Origin of the sequence: Luteolibacter luteus, from assembly GCF_012913485.1 — a bacterium.
GTDB classification, from domain to species: Bacteria; Verrucomicrobiota; Verrucomicrobiia; order Verrucomicrobiales; family Akkermansiaceae; genus Haloferula; species Haloferula lutea.
On the sequence record NZ_CP051774.1, the window covers coordinates 1,891,965 to 1,914,696 of the forward strand.

A 22,732-nucleotide genomic window follows, 5' to 3' on the forward strand; every position below is an offset into this window, starting at 1 on the left:
TCACCGGGATTTTTCAGGACATCCTGATCCGGATTTCATGAGTTCCGCCGCTACTTGGTAACGTCGCACGGGCTGCATCTCCATCGACGCCGAGGGGAACCCCGTCCAGCGTGACGGAGTCGATGGTCTTTGCAAAGCCGCCGGGAGCCTCGACAATCACACGATAGCTGGCCGCCCCGTTGGGTAGGCGGCCTTCGATGGTGAATCCCTCCCAATCGTCAGGAATGCAGGGCTTCAGCACGATGGTCGATCCGCCGTCGATCGTCAGGCCGAGGATAGACTCAAGTGCAACACGGTACATCCACCCGGAGGATCCGGTATACCAAGTCCATCCTCCGCGGCCGATGTGGGGTTGCGCACCATAAACATCTGCCGCCACGGCATAGGGCTCCACCTTGTAAACATCAGCCGCTTCAGGCGTGCGCGAATGAGAAATCGGCGTGAGCATTTCCCACAGACGCAGTGCCCGATTATTCTCGCCGTGCTCCGCGATCGACTGGACTGCCCAGCAAGCAGCATGGGTGTATTGCCCACCATTCTCGCGCACGCCGGCGACGTAGCCCTTAATGTAGCCCGGATCATTGGGCGTATTGACGAAGGGTGGCGTCAGCAGGCGAATGATCCCTTCTCTTTCTGAAACGAGTTCTCGCTCCATCGCTTCCATGGCCAGGTCCGCACGATCGGGCGGTGCCGCTTTGGAGATGATCGCCCAAGACTGGGCCAAGGTATCGATCTTGCACTCGTCACTCTCACGGGAGCCAAGGGGAGCGCCGTTATCGTAGTAAGCGCGGCGATACCACTCACCGTCCCAGCCTCCATCGTTCAGGGCTGCGAGCAGCTTGACCCGATGATCTTCATATCGTGTGGCACGTTCAACATCGCCACGGCTCCGGCACACCGGGATGAACTCTCCCAGAATCCGATAAAGGAAGAAGCCCACCCACACACTTTCGCCCCGTCCTTCGCGGCCAACGCGGCTCATTCCATCATTCCAATCCCCTGTTCCCATCAAGGGCAGGCCGTGGGCTCCCGTCACCAGCGAACGGTCAATGGTCCGGCAACAATGGTCGTAAAACGAGCCATCCTCTCCTGACAATTCAGGTTCGAGGTAGTTCTCATCGTGACCTTCTGCCAACAGCGGGGCCTTGAGGTACGGGAGCACCTCATCGAGCAGAGAGCTATCGCCGGTTGCCCCCAGATAATCGCATGTCAATAGCGGCAACCACAAGAGATCATCGGAGAAACGAGTCCTCAGGCCACGACCGATAGGTTCCGCGTGCCACCAGTGGAGAACATCCCCTTCCACGAACTGATGACGGGCATGTAGGAGCAACTGGCGTCTTGCGAAGGAAGGGTCCAAGGCAAGAAGCGAAGCGGAGTCCTGAAGTTGATCCCGATATCCAAAGGCTCCGCTCGATTGATAAAAGGCAGTACGTGCCCACATCCGGCAGCACAATGTTTGATAGGGAAGCCATCCGTTTACCATCAGGTCCAGAATGGGAGATGGCGTGCTGACCTTTACTCCAGCTGCCAGCGACCTCCAAAAATCCCGCATCTCCGCAAGCGCCGCACGGACGGTCTCCGGATCACGATAACGACCGACCAACTCGTCCACGGCCCGATCCGACATTTCCTCCCCGAGGAGAATGATGCATTCGGCACTGGACCCTGCCTGCAAGGTAAACGCCGACTGTTGGACAAAGCAGGGATCGAGTCCCGCTCCACAAGCCCCCCCCAGCTCCCCACCACGGCAAAGAGCGGCCGGATTCGCCGGAGAACCATGGCGACCGAGGAACTCAAAGCGGTCACAGGTGAAGTCATTCGATTCGGTAGCGACCCCACTTACCGTGAGTGTAGAAAAGGCGATCCCTCCACGGAAGTCGCCCGCTGCAAGATTCACCGCTCGCAGGCTCCCATCGGCACCCGGGCGCGTCACGATCAAACTGGGCTGCGCTGGCAGCGTTCCCATCACCAAGCGCTGATACGCTGTGATTGAAAGCCTCTTCGCAACTCCGGATCGATTGGTCAACCGAACGACGACAATCTTCACGGGGTCATGCCGCGGCACGAACATCGTCGTCTCCTGAGATATTCCCTGACAGGTCGAGATGAAACGGGTGGCACCATGGCCATGACGAATTTCATGGTCGCCGCCAGAAGGGACCGGTCCCGGCAAAGGACTCCAGACTTCGCCGGTCTCCAGATCGCGGAGATAGAAAGCTTCACCGTGGGGGTCCGATGCCGGCTCGTTCGACCAGGGGGTGAGCCGGTTCGCCTGGCTATTGCGCGTCCATGTGCACCCCGCCCCGTTCTCGCTCACTAGAAAGCCAGCAACCTCGTTCGCCACGACATTGATCCATGGCATTGGCGGACGTTTGCCACCCTTTGGAAGGCGAATCACATACTCGCTGCCATCGTGACTGAAGCCACCGTAGCCATTGAAGAAGCGAAGATCTTCCAAGGCCTCCGATCCCGACCCACTCTCTCCCGCCACTTGGATCTCCTTTGGAACACAGGGTACGTGATTGGTGGAGACATCGGGCAAGCTGCCCCGGACGACTAGGGAAGCGATCGCGAAGAGCATCGCCACTCCCTCCTCGCCCAGTTCCTTGGGCTTGAATGTAAAGACCCGGTCATCCAGACCATCAGGTACGCCAGCGCCCGAGTCATCCAGCACGACGAAATTGGTATAGAATCCCTTTGTTCCCCAATAGCCACGGGCTTTTAGCGCCTCTTGCGTCGGTGCTGCAGCCCAACCATCGCAGAGGATCATGGTTGGCCGGTCGCGCGGGATTGGAGGCAACGCCGTCCCCTCAAGCACTCGCGGCGAGGGGATCAGACCACGATGTCCATAGTTCATCGCGGCAGCCAGCGACTGAAACTTTGAGGCTGTCTTATCATCGATACCAAGTTCAACCCGGACGTTCTCCTCCGCGTCGACGGCATCAAGTAACTCCTGATCCACCGCGGTGATTCCGCGGAATTTCCCAGCAAGCTTGAGTGCCTCGGCTTTGTTTTCCGCAATGCCGGTGACGAAACCGATCACCGATTCTCCTTCCGTATCCAATTCCACCACGGTCCGGAGACTCAAGCAGGGATCAAGGACATTCCCTACCGAGCCAGAAAGCTCGTCCACTTCCAGAGCCTGAGGGTGGACCACGCTTCGTCCCCGCCCCAGAAATCGAAGCCGGTCGCTTTCGCACGAGGTCGCGCCCGCTCCGGCCAGCGAGTGAAACAGGCAAGGCCAGGTTTCATCCGCCCCGCGTGAACGGCGCTCGGCAATCAAGGTCGAGGATGCAGGCTCATAGGAGGTCTGCACGAAGAGCTTCGAGAACGCAGGATGGCCGATATCCGCCCCCTGCCAGGTAAGCACGGCTTCAAGAAAGCTCGTTACCTCGATCCGCCTCGGACGTTTGGTAAGGTTGGTCAATTGTAGACGTCGCACTTCAAGGTCGTCCCCGGGAGAAACGGCGACATCGAGCTGCGCACGAATACCGCGTGTCTCGCTAACAATCCTGAAGACCCCGGGAAGGTCCGACGATTGATAAGCGGTACTCTTGCACTTCACCGGCTGCATCGCCGCAGACCAAAGCGCTCCATTATCGAGATCCCTCAGGTAGATGAACTGGCCTTGGGAATCCTCCACCGGATCGCCATGCCAGCGGTTTACCACGTGGCCATAACGCCGCGACTGTCCGGTACCAGCTGCGGTGATAAAGGTGAAATAGCGACCGTTCGATAGCAGCCGGGCGTGCGGCGAGGGAAGCATGGGATTGGGTTTCATGGCAAAGGATGAAAGGAGAGAAGCACCTTGGCTGGAAATTCGCGGACGATCACTTCGTCGGCACTAAAGGCCGCAGCAGGCTTTCCGTTTACCGTGACCGATCGGATCGGAGCCGGACAAGGCGGACGCAGGACAAAGCCCCCTTCGGGCATATCGAGATTCCCTCCGATCTCAACCGTCATGACATCTCCCGGCTTCAAGGTCAGATCGAGCGGCCCATACCAGGTCCTTAGCCCTTTGACCGAGATCCCATTTCTACGTCCCAGCCAGTCGTGGGAAACTCCGGACGCGAGGACCAAGGCATCATCGGATTCGCGCTCCCATGCGAACATGCTGGCAAAGGCGAGCATATACTCAGCCGCGATCCATGTATGGGGCACGTCTCCGAGGTGTCCCGGACTACGGGGATCCCTCCAAGAGATTTCCGGCCACTGGTTCCAGCGTAAGGGACGCCTGTCATCGAGAAATCGCTCCATCAACTCGACGGCCTCTTCCCTTCTTCCGAGCCTCACCAAGGCACCGACGATCCGGATCTCGTAGGCAGTGTAATTGTTCCACTCCATCTCTCCGCTGTGCTTCCGCCGGAAGTCGCGAACGAAAAGATCGAACATCGCATCAAGCTGCTCCGATGGCATGTCATCCGCCGCATGGAGCAAGGAGATCGCATTGGAAGTCGCGGTGGGATCGAAGTCCGCCCATTCGACCGAGCCAGGAATGTAATTGAGCTTCTTCTCCGCGATAACGATGCGGATGGACGCGCGGATCGATTCTCTAAGGGCACGGGCAAGATCCTCAAAAGCTTCAGAGTCCTTCCTCTTCCCCAAGCGAGTCGCAATCGCTGCGGCATCGAGCAATCCGCGAAGAGCCCAGAAATCATCCCAATAGGAGTGCACCGGGTGCGCCAGATAGCCTTCGTGGCTCGCAGATTCCGGCAGCAGGCCGTAGCGATCCTTCTTGTCGGGAGCCAGATACTCCGCAGTCATCCGGCGGGCACGAAGCCGCTCGATGAACCGCGCGGCCTTTCGCACATGCGGCCACATTTCCTTCAGGAAAGAGAGATCGCCACTGAACCGATAGCACTCGCGCACTCCATAGATGAGCTGCCCGTGGCTATCGTGTTCAACAAGCCAGTCCGGACCGTTGCGATCAACGCAACAGGGAACGAAGCCCGAGGGCCGCTGAAAGGGCGCATACCAGCGGAGGAACTCCGGCAAGGCCAAACTTTCTCCCGCGCGCAGCAGGGCCGCACCCATGATCACGCCATCACGGATCCAAGAACGGGTGTAGCGACGCGGTCCGGGCTGCAACGCGGGACCATCCCGATTGATGAGGATTTGTCCAGCAGCAGTCTTGAAGGTATCTGCCGCATCCCGCGCCATCGCTCGGGGGAAGCGGAAACTCACGGCATCCAACCTTTTGCCCAAATCGCGGAGGGCCTCAGCGAATTGAGCTCCCCCATCAAGGCGAGCCACGCTAGCGACCTGTCGCGCGCTATTCTTTTCGCCAAAAGGCACCGCGACAAAAATGTCCCGATGCCCGCCCGCAGGGATCTTCAGTGAGAAGCCCATGGCCGCGGAGGCAAAGCCGAAATCATCTTCGACCTCCGTCTGATCGGGCAAGGTGCCGGCTGCCAGGTGTTCAGTCACCGATCCTTGCTCGAAGGAAGCCATGCCGATCGACGAGGGCCTAGCCAGCGGCACCACGGCCTTCCCGCCATTCACCCATAGGACATCATTTTTCCATGCGAGGCGGCTGATCTTGCTGACACCCCCAAGATGCTTCCATTCCTGCCAAGGCGGATTGACTTGGAACGGGCGGGCCGCGACGAACAAAGTCACCCGGCAAGCCTCCTCGGTGAGATTGCTCACACGGTAGCGGACGAATAGAACGGACGCCGCCCCCTTCCCGGTAGCAAAGGCGGTGGTTGACAGTCTCATCTGCTCCATGGTCCAGGACGATGTGGGAATCGGCAGGCCGTCCTTCTCCATTTCCACCGAACGCCGGGCATCCGCCCAAGTGATCAGGTCGCCATTGCGCTTCAGAAAGGGCTCAAGCGAGAAGGAACCTTTATCCGGCTCCACCATGCCCTCTTCATTGATCAAGGCACAGGTGATGCCATCAGGTCCCCCGGCACAGGTCCAATAGCTTTGCTCGCGATAAAGGTAGCGCGGGTAATAACCCCGCGTACTTGCCGAGGCGACCGCATGAAAGGTTTCGATCAGTGTCTTCGAAAAAGCGAAGGACTGGACCGACAAGCGTTTCACGCCCGGGCAGGGGACACCAAAGACGATTCTCAGGAAGCGGGACCGAGTAAGCGAAAGGTGTATAAAGCTCCGCGAACCACGGGCATCGCGTGCGGAATGAAGATCTCTCCACTGCTTGCCGTCGTCCGAAGACTGAACCGTAAAGGCGCGCCTAGCGGGCCGGGGCAGCCAGTCGATGATCAAGCCACCATACTCGCGAGGCTCATGGAAATCGATGCTCAGCCAAGGCTCCGCATCATCGGTGAGGCTCTTCCAGCCCGCTCCGGGATGAGCGGCAAGCAAAGCCAAGGGATTCGATCCACGAGCCGAGCTGGAGGTTGTGATCCTCGGCTTCCTCCTCAGTGTCCGGTCTTGGAAACGGAATTGATCGATCCAAATCGTCCCCTTCCCGCCCGGGCCCGCGCTTAACACGAACTCGATCGCTCCCAGCTCGCGGATCGCCCCGCCACCCGCCGGACCCCACGCAAAGCTGATGCCGCTGCCGTGGAGATGGAGCTCGCGTGGCTGCTCGCGGAAATCAAACTCCTCTTCCTGCCAGCGCCACACGTTCTTTCCCGACGGATCTGCCAGCTTGAATTCCAGCTTGTTCTTCGGTGCGCTCCCGCGAACCCGGAAGGCAAATGCGTAGTCGGCAGGCATGCGCCGGGAGAACTCCTTGCGGGCCACCACAAAACCGCCTCCGCCGTGGAAATCGAAATCCAACCTCAAGGCCCCTCCCTCCACTGAAATGTGCATCTCGGCCTCTCCGGAGGCAAAAGCACGCCAGCCCCCGGCAGAGGAAAAGTCATCGAGCACGGATTCTCTCATGGGTTTGTTAGAAGATGTCACGCTTCCCTCTGAATTCCATCAATGAATCCGCGCGCGCCATTTCCCAAGTTGGCGGCGTTTGCCTCGTCCGTGTCGATGTGCATCGCGAGAGCGAATTTCGGGTCGACGCGAACCCTCACATCGCCGAAGACCATCTCCCGGTCCCCATCCACGCGAACTCGTACCGACGCCTTGTCGTTCACCCCGTAACGCAGGGCATCCGCGGGGGTCATATGGATGTGACGGAGGGCACAGATCACGCCTTTGTCGAGCTCCACGCTACCCGCCGGGCCCTCCAAGATGCAGCCGGGTGTACCTTCGATGTCCCCGGACTCGCGGATCGGAGGCTGGATGCCGATCTTGAATTGCTCCGTCATGGCAATTTCCACTTGAGTAGTCTTCCGCGCCGGGCCTAGCACCCGGACCCGTTCGATCCGGCCTTTGGGCCCGACGATGGCGAGTTGCTCCTTGCAGGCATACTGTCCGGGTTGAGAGAGATCGGCATGTTTCGTCAGCTCGTGGCCAGGGCCGAAGAGGGCTTCCACGTGCTCCTTAGACAAATGGATATGGTGAGCGGAAACCTCGATCGGAATCGGCTCTGTCCGGCATGCCTCGCTGGCGCGGACGAGATAATCGCGGCTCAGCCCCTTCAAGCTCTCGCGCGCGATCATGCGTTCCTCGTCGGTCGGCAAGACAAGGATCTGAACTGCAGAGGAATCCGTGGAGATCCGGTCAACCTCCTTGCCAGTGGCAGCTCGGTTGCGCGTCTCATCCAGATGGATTCCCATGCACTGCAATCCTTGCACCGCTGCACCACGCACTCCGGCACTTCCTTGCCCGATACCGGCAGTGAAAACCAAAACATCAATCCCGCCCAACGCAGCGACAAGCGCTCCGATTCCTTTGCGGACCCGATAGCAAAAGACTTTGAAAGCAATCAGGGCACGTGCATCTCCGAGATCGGCCGCGGCCTCGATCTCACGCATGTCGCCCGAGATTCCAGAAAGGCCGAGCAAGCCGCTTTCCTTGTTGAGAAGCCTGTCCAGCTGGGCCGCATCCAATCCACCGCGTTGCAGATGGAGAAGCACTCCGGAATCGATATCCCCACAACGGGTCCCCATCACCAGACCTTCCGCAGGGGTGAAACCCATCGTGGTATCTACCGAGCGCCCATGGTCAATGGCGCACAAGGAAGCACCGCTACCCAAATGGCAGCTCACGATCTTCAGCTCCCTCGGATGTTTCTTAAGAAAGTGGGCGGCGGCGAGTACCACATGCCCGTGCGAGGATCCATGAAAGCCATAACGCCGGATAGACTCGGTCTCGTAGTAGCGTGATGGGAGGCCGTAGAGAAAAGCGTGGGCTGGAAGGGTCGCGTGAAAGGCAGTATCGAAGACGGCCACTTGAGGCACCGCGGGAAACAAACGGAGGGCCTCGCGGATGCCGGCAACGTTGACCGGATTGTGCAAAGGTGCCAGCGTTGCAAGCTTATCGAGCTCTTCCAACACATGGCCATCAATGATCGTTGGACCCGTGAAACGCTCTCCGCCATGGACCACCCGGTGACCGACCACCGTGATCGAAGAGAGTTCGGAAATGACTCCGAAGCCCCGATCCAGCAACACTTCCATCATCGCGGCAAAGGCCTCTGGATGACCTCCTAGGGGGAGCTTCCGGTTCACTTCGCAGCGGGGTCCATGCTGGACCAGACGCGTGCCACTCGCTCCGATCCTCTCGATCTGCCCATGCGCATCATTCTGTGGGCGCGCGGTATCGAAGATACTCCACTTCAGGGAGGAAGAGCCGCAATTGAGAACGAGCACGCATTCAGGGCGCTCACCTTTTAGCTCGAGCAAAGCACTCATATCCTCCTTTCGGGCAATGGCGGCCGCCTTGGCAGGATCCCCCATCACCAGTCGGAACCTCTCCCCGATCGTCCTGGAAATTTGCTGGACCGCTCCAGCATCCGCCATGATGTGGGAACGGAAGAGCGTCAGCGGGATGAGCATCACCTTGCAGGCTGAAACCGCCGTCAGGTCCGCGAGAACATTCTCGCCGCTCATGAGAGCCATCTCACCGAAGGTGTCCCCGGGATTAAAACGAGCGAGCTCGCGGGGCCCTGAATCATCGTCAATCGTCGCAAGCACTTCCCCTTCCAGAACGACCCCAAGAAAATGCACTTCATCTCCGGCATGAGCGATCCTCTCACCGGGGACAAAAGCTTCGATACCCGATCCATCGGCAAGTTCCTTGAGCCGTACCGTGTCAAAGCCCGCGAAGAGCTTCACCTTTGTACTGAGAAAATCTTCGGTCATGTTTGGGAAGGTTTTGCGTTCACGTTCCAGATGCGTTCGCAATATTCACGGATGGAACGGTCCGAGGAGAAGCGACCCATCCGCGCCACGTTGAGAATCGAGCTAGAGGTCCAAGCATCGGAGTCACCCCACAGCTCACCAACACGCTGCTGGGCATCCAGATAGGCACGGAAGTCCGCGAGCAAGAGGTAGGGGTCGCCGTGGAGGAGATTGTCCACCACTGGACGGAAGAGATCCGGATCGCCGCCAAGGGCACCGCTCGCAATGAAATCAATCGTTTCCCTTAGCAACGAATCAGACTCGTAGTAAGTTTGCGGCTGGTATCCTCCTGCCTTGAGAGCCGATACCTCCGAGGCGGTCAAACCGAAGAGGAAGAAATTCTCCGCGCCCACGGCATCGCGGATCTCCACGTTGGCTCCATCCAGGGTGCCGATCGTGAGAGCTCCATTGAGCGACATCTTCATGTTGCCCGTTCCGGAGGCCTCCATCCCTGCAAGGGAAATCTGCTCGGAGAGATCGGCTGCCGGATAGATGTGCTGGGCATTCTTCACGTTGAAATCCGGGAAGAAGACCACCTTGAGCCGCCCCGCCACGTCGGGATCTTGATTCACGAGTTCTCCGGTCGCCGTAACGAGGCGGATGATGCGTTTCGCGAGGAAATAGCCTGGTGCCGCTTTTCCTCCGAAGATGAAGGTTCGGGGCACGACCCCAGCATCAGGATCCCGCTTGATCGAGAGATAAAGCGAGAGAACGTGAAGCAAATTGAGATGTTGGCGCTTGTATTCATGGATGCGCTTCACCTGCACATCGAAGAGCGAGTCGGGGGTAACCACGATACCCGTCCGCTCCTGGATCAAGGCCGCGAGCCTCCGCTTGTTAGCGAGCCTTACCTCCCTCCATTCCCGCCGGAATCCGGGATCGGCGGCAAGGGGCTCAAGCCGCCCCAGACAAGAAAGATCGCCAGGCCACCCGGCACCGAGTTCACGCTCGAGCAGTCCCGCCAGCCCCGGATTGGCCAAGGCAACGAAGCGGCGTGGCGTCACGCCATTGGTAACATTGTCAAATTTCTCCGGCCATAGCGCGGCAAAGTCAGCGAGCACGGTCTTCTTGAGGAGCTCCGAATGCAGCGCGGCCACCCCATTGATCTTGTGGCTTCCCACGCAGGCGAGATTGGCCATGCGCACATATCGTGCTCCGTGTTCATCGATGAGCGACAGCCTCGCCAAGCGAGCATCGTCATCAGGAAAGGCCGTACGGACCTCATCGAGGAAGCGGTGATTGATCCCGTAGATGATCTCCAGATGACGAGGGAGCACGCTGCCGAAGAGCTCGACCGGCCACTTCTCCAAGGCCTCCGGCAATAGAGTATGATTGGTGTAAGAAAAGGTCTTCTGGGTGATCGCCCAAGCATCGTCCCACTCAAGAGCATGCTCATCCACCAGAAGACGCATCAGCTCGGCCACCCCGATCGCGGGATGCGTGTCATTGAGCTGAACTGCCCAACTTTCGTCAAACGCTGCCACCTTCCCACCAGACATCGCCACTAGGCGCAGCATGTCTTGCAGGGCACAACTGGTGAAAAAGAACTGCTGCTTGAGCCGGAGTTCTTTTCCTCGATGAAGCTCGTCATTCGGATAGAGCACCTTGCTAAGGTTCTCGGAATCGACCTTCTGTTCGACAGCACGGTCGTAGTCACCGTGATTGAAGGCCTCAAAGTCGAAAGACTCGACAGCTTCGGACTTCCAAAGCCGCATCAACGAGCAGGTGCCGGAGCCATAGCCGGTGATCGGCGTGTCATAGGCCTCGCCCTTGATCACAATGGAAGGAACCCACCGCACCCGGGTTCGCCCCTGATCATCCGTCCAAGTCTCCGTATGCCCGCCGAACTTCACCTGCTTGGCAATCCCAAGACGATGGATCTCCCATGGATTCCCGCCGCTCAACCATTTATCGGTCCCTTCGACCTGCCATCCATCACGAATCACCTGGTCAAAGATCCCGAACTCATAGCGGATTCCGTAGCCGATCGACTGCACCTCCACGGTGGCCAGGGAATCCAGATAGCATGAGGCAAGACGCCCGAGTCCTCCATTGCCAAGGCCGGGCTCTTCTTCTTCGGCGAGCACCCTGTCGAGGTCGATTCCAATCCCGCCAAGTGCCTCCCGCGTCGCCTCGGCGATCCCTAGATTGAGCAGGTGATTTGCCAAGTGCGGACCGGGCAAGAATTCGGCGGATAGATAGGCGACCCGGCGCATCATCTTCACGACACCCTGCTCAAAGCTCTGAACTGCGCGCGCCACGACGTGGTCCCGCACGGTCAACGCCAGAGCAAGGTAGTGATCGTGCGCACTGGCATAGTTCGGCAGGCGGCCCAGCGCGCAGACGAGATTATCCAGGAAGGCTTGTCGAAGATTCTCCGCGCTGGTGCCGGTCCGGATCGTGTTGGAGGGAGAAATCGCGTTCATGGCCTTCAAATGGTGTTAAAGTTCGACAGCTCCACCCGCCGGCGGAACCTCGGCTGAAATGGCGTAGCTCCCAGGAATTTGCCGCCGGGAATGTCTCTTGCGGCGCCCCTGAAACATCCCGAATTCGATCATGATCCGGACCTGCCGGGTCTCGGCGATGTAACAAAAGCCGGTTGCTCCGCCACCTGAAGCGCCAAGGCACCTGATCTTCATGACGGAATGGATCTTTCGTCCGGCCTGCCTTGGGACCGCAGCCATTCTTCGCGGCGGGCGCGCAGCAGTTCGATGGTTTCTTCCACGGACCCCGCGCACAGCGGAATGTCAAGGTCCTCGGGACTTGCGAGCGCTTGCCCCTCTTGAAGCATCCACTCGCGGCTCCAGTTCACCAATTCACCCCACATCTTCCCGACGAGAATCAGGGGGGTGTTGTAGAGGCGGCGTACTTGGAGCAATTGCCAAGCGAGCGACATCTCCAAGAGTGTCCCGATCCCGCCAGGCACCACTACAAAGGCATCCGACGCGATCATGAAATGATGCAGCCGGGAGAAGAAGGTACCATGCCCGTAGGCCTTGCCGACGTAAGGGTTCACCGCCTGCTCGAATGGCAGATCGATGCGGATTCCCACGGACCGGTGCAATGCGTCCGGATCTACCGAGAGCGCTCCTTCATTGGCTGCCTGCATGAGGCCCGGACCGCCGCCGCTAATGATATCGCAACCCATTTCCGTCAGCCCAGCCGCGAGCTGCTTCACGCTCTCATAGGCAGACGTGCCCGGCTGAAGGCGGGCCGACCCGAAAATGGTGACGCGGTAATTGGAACGGAACGTCCGGCGCAAGCGCGTCAGCTCGTTCACGGAATCCCACATTCCGATGATCGCTCGCTCGAGCACCGCTACGGTGGCGTCCTCATCGCCAAGGCGAATGATATCGGACTGGCCGAAGTTGCTACCTGGGTTGGTCATGGGCTTTTCAAAGAGATGTTCAGGAGAATTTGGCCCGCAGTACGGCTAGCGAGCGGCTCTGCAGCGGATAGATGGACATCGCAGGGAAGCTCTCATGAGGAGCTTCCGGATTGGAGGTATCGAACTCGCGGGCCCAATGGAGGTTCCGGTGACGCGCTCCTAGCCGGAAGGAAACGGGCTCATCATGTGCATTGAAAATGATGACAAACGTGTCGCCGGTAATCCGTTCTCCCTGCTCCCCCGTTTCCTCGATCTGATCTCCTGGCAAGGCCATACCGAAGCAACGGGCGTGGCTCGCATTCCAGTCCGCATCTGTCATCTCCTCACCATCCGGTCGGATCCAGTAAAGATCCTTGATCGAAGCGCCATGGATAGGGCGTCCTTGAAAAAATCGCCGCCGCTGGAAGACCGGTTCCGAGCGACGCAGGCGAAGCACATCCCGGGTGAAAGCGAGCAATGCACGCTGGGCAGGACAGAGACTCCAATCCAGCCACGCCAGCGGAGAATCGTGGCAATAGGGGTTATTGTTGCCGAGTTGGGTGTTTCCGAATTCATCACCGGAATTCAGCATCGGCACTCCTTGTGAGAGCAGCAGTGTCGCGAGGAGATTCCGCTGCTGCCGCTCGCGTAAGGAGTTGATGGCTCGATCCGTCGTCGGCCCTTCGATTCCGCAATTCCAACTATGATTCTCATCACAGCCGTCGCGATTCTCCTCGCCATTGGCCTCGTTGTGCTTCGCGTTGTAACTCACCAGATCACGAAGCGTGAATCCGTCGTGAGCCGTGATGAAATTGAGGCTCGCACTTGGTCGCCGTCCATTGTGCGAATAGAGATCACTGCTTCCGGCAAGGCGGGTGGCCAACTCCCCCACCGAGCCGCCCTGCCCTTTCCAGAAGCGCCTCACGCAATCGCGATACTTGCCATTCCACTCGCTCCAAAGCACCGGGAAATTCCCGACCTGATAGCCATTCGGCCCCAGATCCCACGGCTCGGCGATAAGCTTGACCCGGGAAAGCACGGGATCCTGATGGATGATATCGAAAAAGGCACCCAGCCGGTCCACCTCCCACAGTTCACGGGCGAGAGCACTGGCCAGATCGAAACGAAAGCCATCCACATGCATCTCCTGCACCCAGTGCCGCAGCGAGTCCATGATGAGCTGCAGGGAGTGAGGATGAGCCACGTTCAATGAATTTCCACAGCCGGTGAAGTCAACGTAGTGCGTTCGGTCCTCGGCCAGCCTGTAATAGGCTGCATTATCGATGCCGCGGAAGGAAAGCATCGGGCCGCAATGATTGCCTTCACCAGTGTGATTGTAGACCACATCAAGGATCACTTCCATGCCCGCGGAGTGAAGCACGCGGACCATCTCCTGAAACTCGGCCACGGCCCCTTCCGGACCACTCGCGGAAAACCGGGGATCCGGCGCAAAGTAGCCCAAGGTATTATACCCCCAGTAGTTCGTCCTTCCGGATTCGGCCAGATGGGGCTCATCCACATGATAGTGAACAGGCAGCAGTTCCACCGCCGTGACCCCAAGATCCTTGAGATGACCAACGGCTGCGGGAGAAGCGAGTGCCGCGTAGGTGCCGCGCAGCCTTTCCGGCACTCCGGGATGTTGACGGGTGAAGCCCTTCACATGCAGTTCATACACCACCGTCTGATGCCACGGTGTGAGGGGCGGACGATCACCGTGCCACGCGAAGGAAAAATCGGCGACACGGGCTAGCGGAGCAAAGGGAGCGCTATCGCTTTCATCGTCCATGATCGCCGGATGCCAGCGAACGTCTCGCGCAATCTCCTTTGCATATGGATCGAGCAGTACCTTGCAGGGCCGGAAGAGATGGCCTTTTGCCGGAGCATGGGGGCCATAGACTCGGTAGCCGTAGATCTGACCGGCCCGGACATCCGGAAGATATCCATGCCAGACTTGGGCCGTTCGCTCTGGTAGCGCGATGCGCCGAGACTCGGCCTCCGCATCGACAGAATCGAACAAGCAAAGCTCCACCCGCGTGGCGTGATCGGAAAAGAGCGCGAAATTTACGCCGCGGCCATCGAAGGTCGCCCCCAACGGGACCGGCTTCCCGGGCCACACCGGGAAATCCGCCACCGGAACATCCACCTCTGGCAGGGGCCGGTTCATGGACTTTGCCGGGCACCCTCCACCAGCACCGTATCTGGCAGGAAAGGAAGCCCCTTGGAAGAAGCGTTCAGATTCTCAACGGTCACTCGCGCGATCTCCGCCAAGGCTTCCTTGGTTAGGAATGCCTGGTGCGCGGTAATCAGCACGTTTGGGAAGGTGAGTAGGCGGGCGAGGTCATCGTCATGCAGGATCGTGCCGGACAAATCCTCGAAAAAGACTCCTTCTTCCTCCTCATAGACATCCAGGGCCACTCCCCCGAGACGTCCGCCTTTGAGGGCTCCGATCAAGGCGCGGGTATCGATCAGGGCACCGCGGCTGACATTAACCAAAATCACTCCGGGTTTCATCAGAGCTAGGGTTTCCTCACGAATCATATGATGCGTTTCGGGTGTCAGCGGTGTGTGCAGGGAAATGACCTCCGATTCGGTGGCAAGGGTCCGGGGATCAGTATACTCGATGTCATGCACGGCGGCCCATTCCGGAGACGGAAAGGGATCATAGGCCAGGACGCGCATGCCAAAGCCCCGGAGAATCTGCGCCGCGATCCGACCGATCTTTCCCGTACCAACAATCCCTGCCGTCTTTCCATGGAGATCGAAGCCTACCAGGCCATTGAGCGAGAAATTCAGATCGTGGACGCGGTTGTTCGCGCGAGGAATCTTTCGATTGAGGGCAAGCAAGAGAGCCACAGCATGCTCCGCAACGGCGTATGGGGAATAGGCAGGCACACGGGTTACGGACATCCCCAGCTCCTTCGCGGCAATCAGATCCACTCCATTGAACCCGGCACAGCGTAGCGCGATGTGTCCTACCCCGAGTGCTTTGAGTGCTTCCAAGCAGGCCCTGTCACCATGATCATTAACAAAGATGCAAACCGCGGAAGCTCCCCCCGCCATGACCGCGGTATCCACCGAGAGACGGGACTCGAGGAATTGCCATTCCATCCCGCTGCCCTTTGAGGCAAGCTCGAGTTGCTCGCGGTCGTAGGGCTTGGTGTCGAAAACAACGGTGCGGTTCATCGTCGGAAGCTTGTCATGATTTGATTCCCGTTCCTAAACCGAACAATCCGGCTGACCGGTCGCCGCAAGAACCGAGCGCCACCAGCCGCTGTCGGGATCGAGCCGCTTCACGTGAACCGCGAGCAACTCGATCGGCACATGGATGAACCGTTCATGGAGAAAGCCGATGACCACGCCGGTCTTTCCAGCCATGGCAGCATGGACGGCATGCCGGGCAAAGAGATCGCAGAGCAGGGCATCCTCACAATTCGCCGGGCAGCTTCTCACCAGATAGCTGGGATCGAAGTAACGCATCACCACCGGCACGCCGACCTCCTTGAAATGCCGCTCGATCTGCCCCTTAAGGAACAAGCCGATATCCTTCAACATCAGATTTCCGGAAGCATCCTTTGCACCTTCGCCACATTCGAGAAGCTCTTGCCCTGCTCCTTCCGCCACGGCGATCACAGCATGGGTCTTCTGACGCATGCGCTTCTCCAAGGCCTCAAGAAAGGAGTCCAGCCTGAATGGCACTTCCGGTATCAGCGCGAAGTTCACATCTTGGCTCGCGATTGTCGCGCCCGCGGTAATGAAGCCAGCGTGGCGCCCCATTAACTTCACCAATCCAATCCCTCCCGGCGTGCTGCGAGCCTCAGTATGGGCACGATCAAGCACCCGGACAGCCTCTTCGACGGCGCTGAAGTAACCGAAAGTCCGCGCGACAAAGCCCACATCATTGTCGATGGTCTTCGGAACTCCGACAACCGAGAGAGGATGATTGCGCCGGCGGGCTTCTTGATAGAGGGCATTTGCACCGCGTTGCGTTCCATCACCTCCGACCGTGAAGAGAATGTTCACACCACGTCGGATGAGATTGTCCACCGCTCGCTCAATGTCGACCGGCCCACGTGAAGTTCCGAGAATCGTGCCACCCTGTCGATGAATCCCCTCGATGTACTCCGGCGTGATGGTTGCCGGCTCGGCACCATTCGCAGGATCCAGCCCGGCGTAGCCGCCGCGGAAACCCAGCACCTCGGCAATGCCATAGCCGTAATGAAGCTCGAGGAAGAGCGAACGGATCACATTGTTCAACCCGGGACACAGACCGCCACAGGTCACAATACCGGCCCGCGTCTTCGCAGGATCGAAGAAGATCTTCTCCCGCGGTCCCGCCAGCTCAAACAAGATCCCGGGATCCGATCCGGATTCGATCCGCTCGGGAATACGAAGTCCATCGTCCACGGTGTGGTGGAGCCCGGAAACAATGGTGGCTTGGCCTAGGGAAGGAGTTTCCATGACCTTGATCGATGCTGTCCCGCCTTTCCACGGCGGTCTATTGGACTTTGGTTTACGGGCCGGACGGATTCAGCCGAAGAGGGCGATCGCCAGCACTTGGGCTGAAAGGATCCGCATCAACGTGGTAAGCGGATAAACGGTCGCATATCCGACGGTGGGAGCGTCGGAGCCGGCAATATTCGAGGCAAAGGCAAGAGCTGGCGGATCCGTCATGCTGCCGGCAAGCAGACCACTGAGATCCATGAAGTTCATCTTCAGCACCACCCGCGCAAAAACACCCACCAGCAGAAGCGGCACCATGGTCACCGCGATCCCGGCCAGCAGCCACTGAAGGCCAGTCGCACTAAAGACAGTAGCGAAGAATTTCGCCCCCGCACCCAATCCCACCGCCGCAAAGAAGAGCGCGATCCCGAACTCACGAAAGGCAAGATTGGTATTCACTGGCATATGCCACACTTGGCGACGAATGCGCCCCACCCGCCCCAAGATCAACGCCACGATCAATGGACCACCCGCAAGCCCGAGCTTCACCGGTTGTGGCATGCCAGGCACCATGATCGGGAGGGTTCCCAGCGCGATGCCCATCACGATCCCGATGAAGAGCGGGATAAAATGGGTTTCGTTAAGTTCCTTTAGCGAGTTCCCCAAGACCTTCGCGGCGCGATCGAGATCAGCCGCGCTTCCCACGATCTGCACCTGATCCCCGAATTGCAGCCGCAAACCAGGAATGGCGGACATCTCCAAGTCGGCGCGGGTCACTCGCGTCACCGCGACGTCAAAGCGCTTGTCCAATCCAAGCTGGCTCACGGTCTTCCCGAGAACCGCCCGGTCCGTCACCGCCACCCGCCGGAAGGTGATGTTCGATTCCACCACGGCGAGATCCTCTTCACTTCGATGGCCGATCACTCGTTCGAAGCGGTCGAGCGCGCCGGGCGTCCCAACAGCCACCAGCAGATCTCCCAAGTGAAGGCTGCTCTCCTCATGTGCGATCAAAGTTTCGCTACCATGCCTCAGACGGGAAATCGTAACACCAGCCTCTAGACGTCCAGGAACCTCGGCCAACCGTATCCCCTCCAGATTTGGATTGCCCACCTCCAGCGTACGCCGCTCCAAGGGATCAACTTGGCGACGATTCGCCGCGGCAAATTCGTCAGCTTCTTTTGGAGCGTTGATCGAGAAGACCTGCTTCAAGACCAGAAGTGTTCCAATGATGGCCACGATGGCCGCTGGGTAAGTGACAGCGTAGGCCAAGGCAGGCATCCCAAGTTGGTCGGCGGAGACTCCCTCCATCGTGCTGATCGCCTGGGTTCCCGCGCCCAGGGCCGGAGTATTTGTGGTGGCCCCCGAGTAGATGCCTAGCACTGCGGCCGGATCAAATCCTCCCAGCTTGGCAGCCAAGGGCGCAGCAATCGCTCCGATCACGACAACCGCGGCGGCCAGCAGGTTCATCTTTAAGCCCTTTTCCCTGAGCGCCGCAAAGAAGCCGGGCCCCAATTGCAAACCAATCGTAAAAACGAAGAGCACGAGGCCGAACTCCTTCACGAAATCAAGCGTCGCATGATCCACCGGTTGCCCGAAGTGACCGACGATAATCCCGGCAAAAAGAACTCCTGCGGTTCCCAAGCCGACCCCGCGGAACTTCAAGCTTCCGAGAAACATCCCAAGCACACAGACAAAAGCCAACGCACCGATCGCGTGGGCAATCGGCTGCGTCTGATGAAGCTCGAAGAGCCAGCGCATGCAACACTAGGTAAGAATCCACTGCCGGGCGACTCCGATATCCTTCGGCTCAAAATGGCGGATCTCCGCGGAAACGAAGTGCGAGATCAAATGCTCCGCGAGGTCTCCCAAGGCGGAGTCAGTCACCACCGCGATCTTCTTGATATGCCGGTGGTGGTCGCGGACAAAGCGGACGTGGGCGACCATGGCTCCAAACGAAGCCCAACCTGGAAAATTCCGTGCCTCCACGATCAGGCCGGTGAGATCTCCCTCCCTGGCAAGAAAGGGATCAACCACACCGGACAGCTTCCAGAAGTCCGACTGCTCCAGTGGCTCGGCGGGCCGGACATGAAGAATGCCCCGCGCCTCATCCAGATCATACTCGATCATGGCTATAAAGGTTTGGCTGGAGATCAGGGAATCGGCCCGGCGGCCTTCACTTCAGCACTCGCCCCTGGGGCATAGGTTTGGAAGTTCTTCACGAACAGGCCCGCGAGTTTCTTCGCGGTAGCATCGTAGGCAGCCTTGTCTGCCCAGGCATCTCGCGGGCGCAGAATCTCCGAAGGCACGCCGGGCACCTCCGTCACGATGTCGAAGCCGAAGACGGGATCGCGTTCGGTTTTCGCCTTGGCCAGCGAGCCATCATGGATCGCATCGATGATCGCCCGGGTGTTCTTCAGGCTAATGCGCTTGCCCACTCCGTGGCCACCGCCACCCCAGCCGGTATTCACGAGCCAGACGCGTGCGTTGTGCTTGCGCATCTTGTCTGCCAGCAATTCGGCGTATTTGCTCGGATGCCAGGCAAGGAAGGGCCCGCCGAAACATGGCGAAAAGGTCGCCTGCGGCTCGGTCACACCCATCTCGGTTCCTGCCACCTTCGCCGTATATCCGCTGATGAAGTGATACATCGCGTGGGCCGGGGAAAGAGCGCTGACCGGCGGCAAGACCCCGAACGCGTCACAAGTCAGGAAAATCACATCGGTCGGATGACCCGCGACACAAGGGATCCTCGCATTCTGGATGAACTCGATGGGATAGGCTCCACGCGTATTCTGGGTGATGCTGGTATCGGTATAGTCGACGTCGTGATCTTCATCGAGCACCACGTTCTCCAGAACCGCGCCGAAACGCAGCGCCTGGAAAATATCCGGCTCGCTTTCAGGCGCGAGATTGATCGCCTTGGCGTAGCAGCCGCCTTCGATATTGAAGATCCCGTCGTCACTCCAGCAGTGCTCGTCATCACCGATGAGGTGGCGCTTCGGGTCCGCGGAGAGCGTGGTCTTCCCGGTGCCACTCAATCCGAAAAGCAAGGAAGACACCCCTGTCTCCTTGTCGGCGGTGGCCGAGCAATGCATCGAAAGCACGCCACGTCGCGGGGCAAAGTAATTCGCCACGGTGAAGACGCCCTTCTTCATCTCCCCTGCGTATTCGGTGCCCAGGATCACCAGTTCCCGATCTTCCAAACTCAGATCGATGCTCGTCGTCGACCCCATGCCCGTCGTCAGGCGATTCGCGGGAAAGGCTCCGGCGTTGTAGATCACCAAATCCGGCTCCCCGAAGCTGGCGAGCTCGTCCCTGCTCGGCCGGATCAGCATCGTATGCATGAACAACGCGTGGTAGGGACGCGAACAAATCACACGAACCTTGATCCGATACTTCGGATCCCAGCCCGCAAAGCCATCGAAGCAATAGAGCCGCTCCCGGGTATTGAGATAGTCGATCGCCCGCTGGCGATTGATGAGATAGGTCGGATGATCGAGCGGGATATTCACTGGGCCCCACCAGATGTCATTCTCCGAGGCCGGATCCTTGACGACCCGCTTGTCCTTGGGCGAACGGCCCGTCTTGGCACCGGAATAGGCGACCAATGCTCCGTTCTCGGCAATGCTTGCGTCTTTCTCATACCGGATCGCATGCTCATACAGCGTGCTGGGAGAAAGATTGCGGTAGACTTCTGTGACGGTCAGACCTGTCGAAGAGAGATCAATGGCAGACATGGCTTTACAGCGGTTTGGGAAACTGGGCCCGAAATCCGATCCCAGCCTTCCCTTCATGAACCGCCGGGAGCCAGATGACTATTGCACCTTGGTGCTACCCCCGTTTTCCAGTATCCTCAAACAACGCGCGGCCGCGTCATCTTCTCGGGCGAAAGCAGATCATCGAGCTGCTCCTTGGCCAACCAACCTTTCGCGAGGACGAGGTCATAAACGCTACCACCCGTCGCAAGTGCCTCCTTGGCGATCGCGGCACTCCGCTCGTAGCCAAGCACCGGGTTGAGCGCGGTCACCAGTCCGATCGAGTGACGGACATACTCAAGGCAGCGTTCGCGGTTGGCTTGGATTCCCGCAATACAGCGGGCATTCAGGATCACGGCAGCATTCCGCAAAAGCGTAAGACCGAAGAGCAGGTTAAAGGCGATGACCGGCTCAGCCATGTTCAATTCCAGCTCACTGGCTTCAGACGCCATCGACACGGTCACATCAGCACCGATGATCTGGAAGCATACTTGGCTGACCACCTCCGGGATCACCGGGTTCACCTTCCCGGGCATGATCGAAGAACCTGGCTGCATCGAGGGCAGGCGGATCTCATAAAGCCCGCAACGCGGCCCGGACGAGAGCCAGCGCAGGTCATTGCAGATCTTCGAAAGCTGCACTGCAGCCGTCTTCATGGCACTGCTCATCAGCGCGAAGCATCCGCTATCCTGCGTGGCTTCCACCAGATTCGCGGCCAGGTTCACGGGCAACCCGCTGATCTCCGCAAGTTGCTTCGTGCAGAGTTCGGCATAGCCGGGAGGGCTGTTGATGCCGGTACCGATGGCAGTAGCCCCCATGTTGATCTCATAGAGCTCTTCCGAAGCACGCTCCAGGTATCGGATGCCATCGCCAATCATCACCGCATAGGCTCCGAACTCCTGTCCCAGCGTCATCGGCACGGCGTCCTGGTTCTCGGTACGGCCCATCTTGAGGACGTCGGCAAATTCGGCAGCCTTCGCTTCCAAAGCCTCCTTCAACTCACGCAGTGCGGAAACCGCATCCCGTAAGGTCAGGATCACACCAAGTTTGATCGCTGTCGGATACGCGTCGTTGGTCGATTGGGAGCGGTTGACATCGTCATTGGGATGCAGGTGCTCATATTGCCCCTTACGATGCCCCAAGAGCTCCAAGGCACGGTTCGCGATCACTTCGTTCGCGTTCATGTTGGTCGAGGTGCCCGCTCCACCTTGGATCATGTCGACGGTGAAATGGGAATGCCATTGCCCGGCGATCACCTCGTCGCAAGCGGCCACGATCGCATCGGCCCGTTCGGGCTTGAGCACGCCCAACTGCTTGTTCGCGATGGCAGCCGCTTTCTTCACGTAGCCAAAGCTCCGGACGAAGTGACTGAAGTGGCTGAGAGGGATCCCGGAAAGGGGGAAGTTCTCCATTCCGCGCAGGGTCTGCACCCCGTAGTAGGCGCTATCCGGCAACTCTCGCTCGCCAAGCGAATCGTGCTCCTTCCGCCAAGTGGAGACCACCGAAGGCCCGGCTCCGGCGGCATGGCGGTTCGCGTCCCGCAAGCGGACACTCAGACGCCGGGCCACATGACCGACCATACGATAGAAGGTCTCCGGCTTGGAGCTTCTCAATTCATCGAAGACCTCACGCGGGATCCTCAGCACCTTCACCTTGGAAAGCGCCACTGCCGAAGAGGAGTGGGGAAGATCGTCCAGCATCACGCCCTCCCCAAAGGCTGCTCCGCGGGTCAAGGTGGCCAGCCGCGTCGTGCTACCGTGAACCCCCGCCACGATCTCGATCTCGCCTTCTTCCACAATTCCCATCCACTGGCGGGGTGTGGATTCATGGAACAAATAGTCGCCTGATTGATACTCGTGGGAGCCACCTTGGGTCAGCAGCGCTTCGAGTTCATCAGGTGAAATGCCAATGGTACCGGCAATGTCCCGGACTCGGTTTTCTGAAAAGTTCATTGGATCTTGGGA

General features: G+C 59.1%; 12 protein-coding genes. All 12 read right to left on the minus strand.

All coding sequences use genetic code 11. The features are described from left to right. Positions 1–13: 13 nt before the first annotated feature. Positions 14–3,784, minus strand: coding sequence for a GH36-type glycosyl hydrolase domain-containing protein (locus HHL09_RS07800; RefSeq protein WP_205760994.1), 3,771 nt, complete (start codon positions 3,782–3,784; stop codon positions 14–16). Next, positions 3,781–6,855 (minus strand): discoidin domain-containing protein, encoded by a 3,075-nt coding sequence (locus HHL09_RS07805; protein WP_169454005.1) that lies wholly within the window; start codon positions 6,853–6,855, stop codon positions 3,781–3,783. The genes HHL09_RS07800 and HHL09_RS07805 overlap by 4 nt, the downstream gene beginning before the upstream one ends. Positions 6,856–6,872: 17 nt before the next feature. Next, a complete protein-coding gene (locus HHL09_RS07810; protein WP_169454006.1) occupies positions 6,873–9,170 on the minus strand; it encodes an acetate/propionate family kinase in 2,298 nt (765 codons plus the stop codon). Further along, positions 9,167–11,635, minus strand: a complete 2,469-nt coding sequence (locus HHL09_RS07815; RefSeq protein WP_169454007.1) for a glycogen/starch/alpha-glucan phosphorylase — start codon at positions 11,633–11,635, stop codon at positions 9,167–9,169. The genes HHL09_RS07810 and HHL09_RS07815 overlap by 4 nt, the downstream gene beginning before the upstream one ends. 209 nt (positions 11,636–11,844) lie before the next feature. Further along, positions 11,845–12,597, minus strand: a complete 753-nt coding sequence (locus tag HHL09_RS07820; protein ID WP_169454008.1) for an LOG family protein — start codon at positions 12,595–12,597, stop codon at positions 11,845–11,847. A gap of 19 nt (positions 12,598–12,616) precedes the next feature. Further along, positions 12,617–14,740, minus strand: a complete 2,124-nt coding sequence (gene glgX, locus HHL09_RS07825; RefSeq protein WP_169454009.1) for a glycogen debranching protein GlgX — start codon at positions 14,738–14,740, stop codon at positions 12,617–12,619. Further along, entirely contained in the window at positions 14,737–15,759 is a 1,023-nt protein-coding gene (locus HHL09_RS07830) for a 2-hydroxyacid dehydrogenase (protein ID WP_169454010.1), read from the minus strand. Before HHL09_RS07830 ends, glgX begins: the two co-directional genes overlap by 4 nt. Before the next feature lie 33 nt (positions 15,760–15,792). After that, positions 15,793–17,034 carry an ATP-dependent 6-phosphofructokinase gene (locus HHL09_RS07835; protein WP_169454011.1) on the minus strand — a complete coding sequence of 414 codons (1,242 nt, stop codon included), beginning with the start codon at positions 17,032–17,034 and terminating at the stop codon, positions 15,793–15,795. Positions 17,035–17,103: 69 nt separating this feature from the next. Further along, entirely contained in the window at positions 17,104–18,774 is a 1,671-nt protein-coding gene (locus HHL09_RS07840; RefSeq protein ID WP_169454012.1) for a putative transporter, read from the minus strand. Positions 18,775–18,780: 6 nt separating this feature from the next. Next, positions 18,781–19,143 carry a SpoIIAA family protein gene (locus tag HHL09_RS07845; protein WP_169454013.1) on the minus strand — a complete coding sequence of 121 codons (363 nt, stop codon included), beginning with the start codon at positions 19,141–19,143 and terminating at the stop codon, positions 18,781–18,783. Between the two features lie 23 nt (positions 19,144–19,166). Continuing rightward, complete coding sequence (gene pckA, locus HHL09_RS07850) at positions 19,167–20,750, minus strand: phosphoenolpyruvate carboxykinase (ATP) (protein WP_169454014.1); 1,584 nt, start codon at positions 20,748–20,750, stop codon at positions 19,167–19,169. A gap of 116 nt (positions 20,751–20,866) precedes the next feature. Beyond that, positions 20,867–22,720, minus strand: coding sequence for an aspartate ammonia-lyase (locus HHL09_RS07855; protein WP_169454015.1), 1,854 nt, complete (start codon positions 22,718–22,720; stop codon positions 20,867–20,869). Between the last annotated feature and the right edge of the window lie 12 nt (positions 22,721–22,732).

Coding starts and splice junctions, on each gene's coding strand:
- HHL09_RS07840 (WP_169454012.1), bottom strand. CDS start 18,774: ATGCGCTGGCTCTTCGAGCTTCATCAGACGCAGCCGATTGCCCACGCG.
- pckA (WP_169454014.1), bottom strand. CDS start 20,750: ATGTCTGCCATTGATCTCTCTTCGACAGGTCTGACCGTCACAGAAGTC.
- HHL09_RS07855 (WP_169454015.1), bottom strand. CDS start 22,720: ATGAACTTTTCAGAAAACCGAGTCCGGGACATTGCCGGTACCATTGGC.
- HHL09_RS07815 (WP_169454007.1), bottom strand. CDS start 11,635: ATGAACGCGATTTCTCCCTCCAACACGATCCGGACCGGCACCAGCGCG.
- HHL09_RS07835 (WP_169454011.1), bottom strand. CDS start 17,034: ATGGAAACTCCTTCCCTAGGCCAAGCCACCATTGTTTCCGGGCTCCAC.
- HHL09_RS07800 (WP_205760994.1), bottom strand. CDS start 3,784: ATGAAACCCAATCCCATGCTTCCCTCGCCGCACGCCCGGCTGCTATCG.
- HHL09_RS07820 (WP_169454008.1), bottom strand. CDS start 12,597: ATGACCAACCCAGGTAGCAACTTCGGCCAGTCCGATATCATTCGCCTT.
- glgX (WP_169454009.1), bottom strand. CDS start 14,740: ATGAACCGGCCCCTGCCAGAGGTGGATGTTCCGGTGGCGGATTTCCCG.
- HHL09_RS07805 (WP_169454005.1), bottom strand. CDS start 6,855: ATGAGAGAATCCGTGCTCGATGACTTTTCCTCTGCCGGGGGCTGGCGT.
- HHL09_RS07830 (WP_169454010.1), bottom strand. CDS start 15,759: ATGAACCGCACCGTTGTTTTCGACACCAAGCCCTACGACCGCGAGCAA.
- HHL09_RS07810 (WP_169454006.1), bottom strand. CDS start 9,170: ATGACCGAAGATTTTCTCAGTACAAAGGTGAAGCTCTTCGCGGGCTTT.
- HHL09_RS07845 (WP_169454013.1), bottom strand. CDS start 19,143: ATGATCGAGTATGATCTGGATGAGGCGCGGGGCATTCTTCATGTCCGG.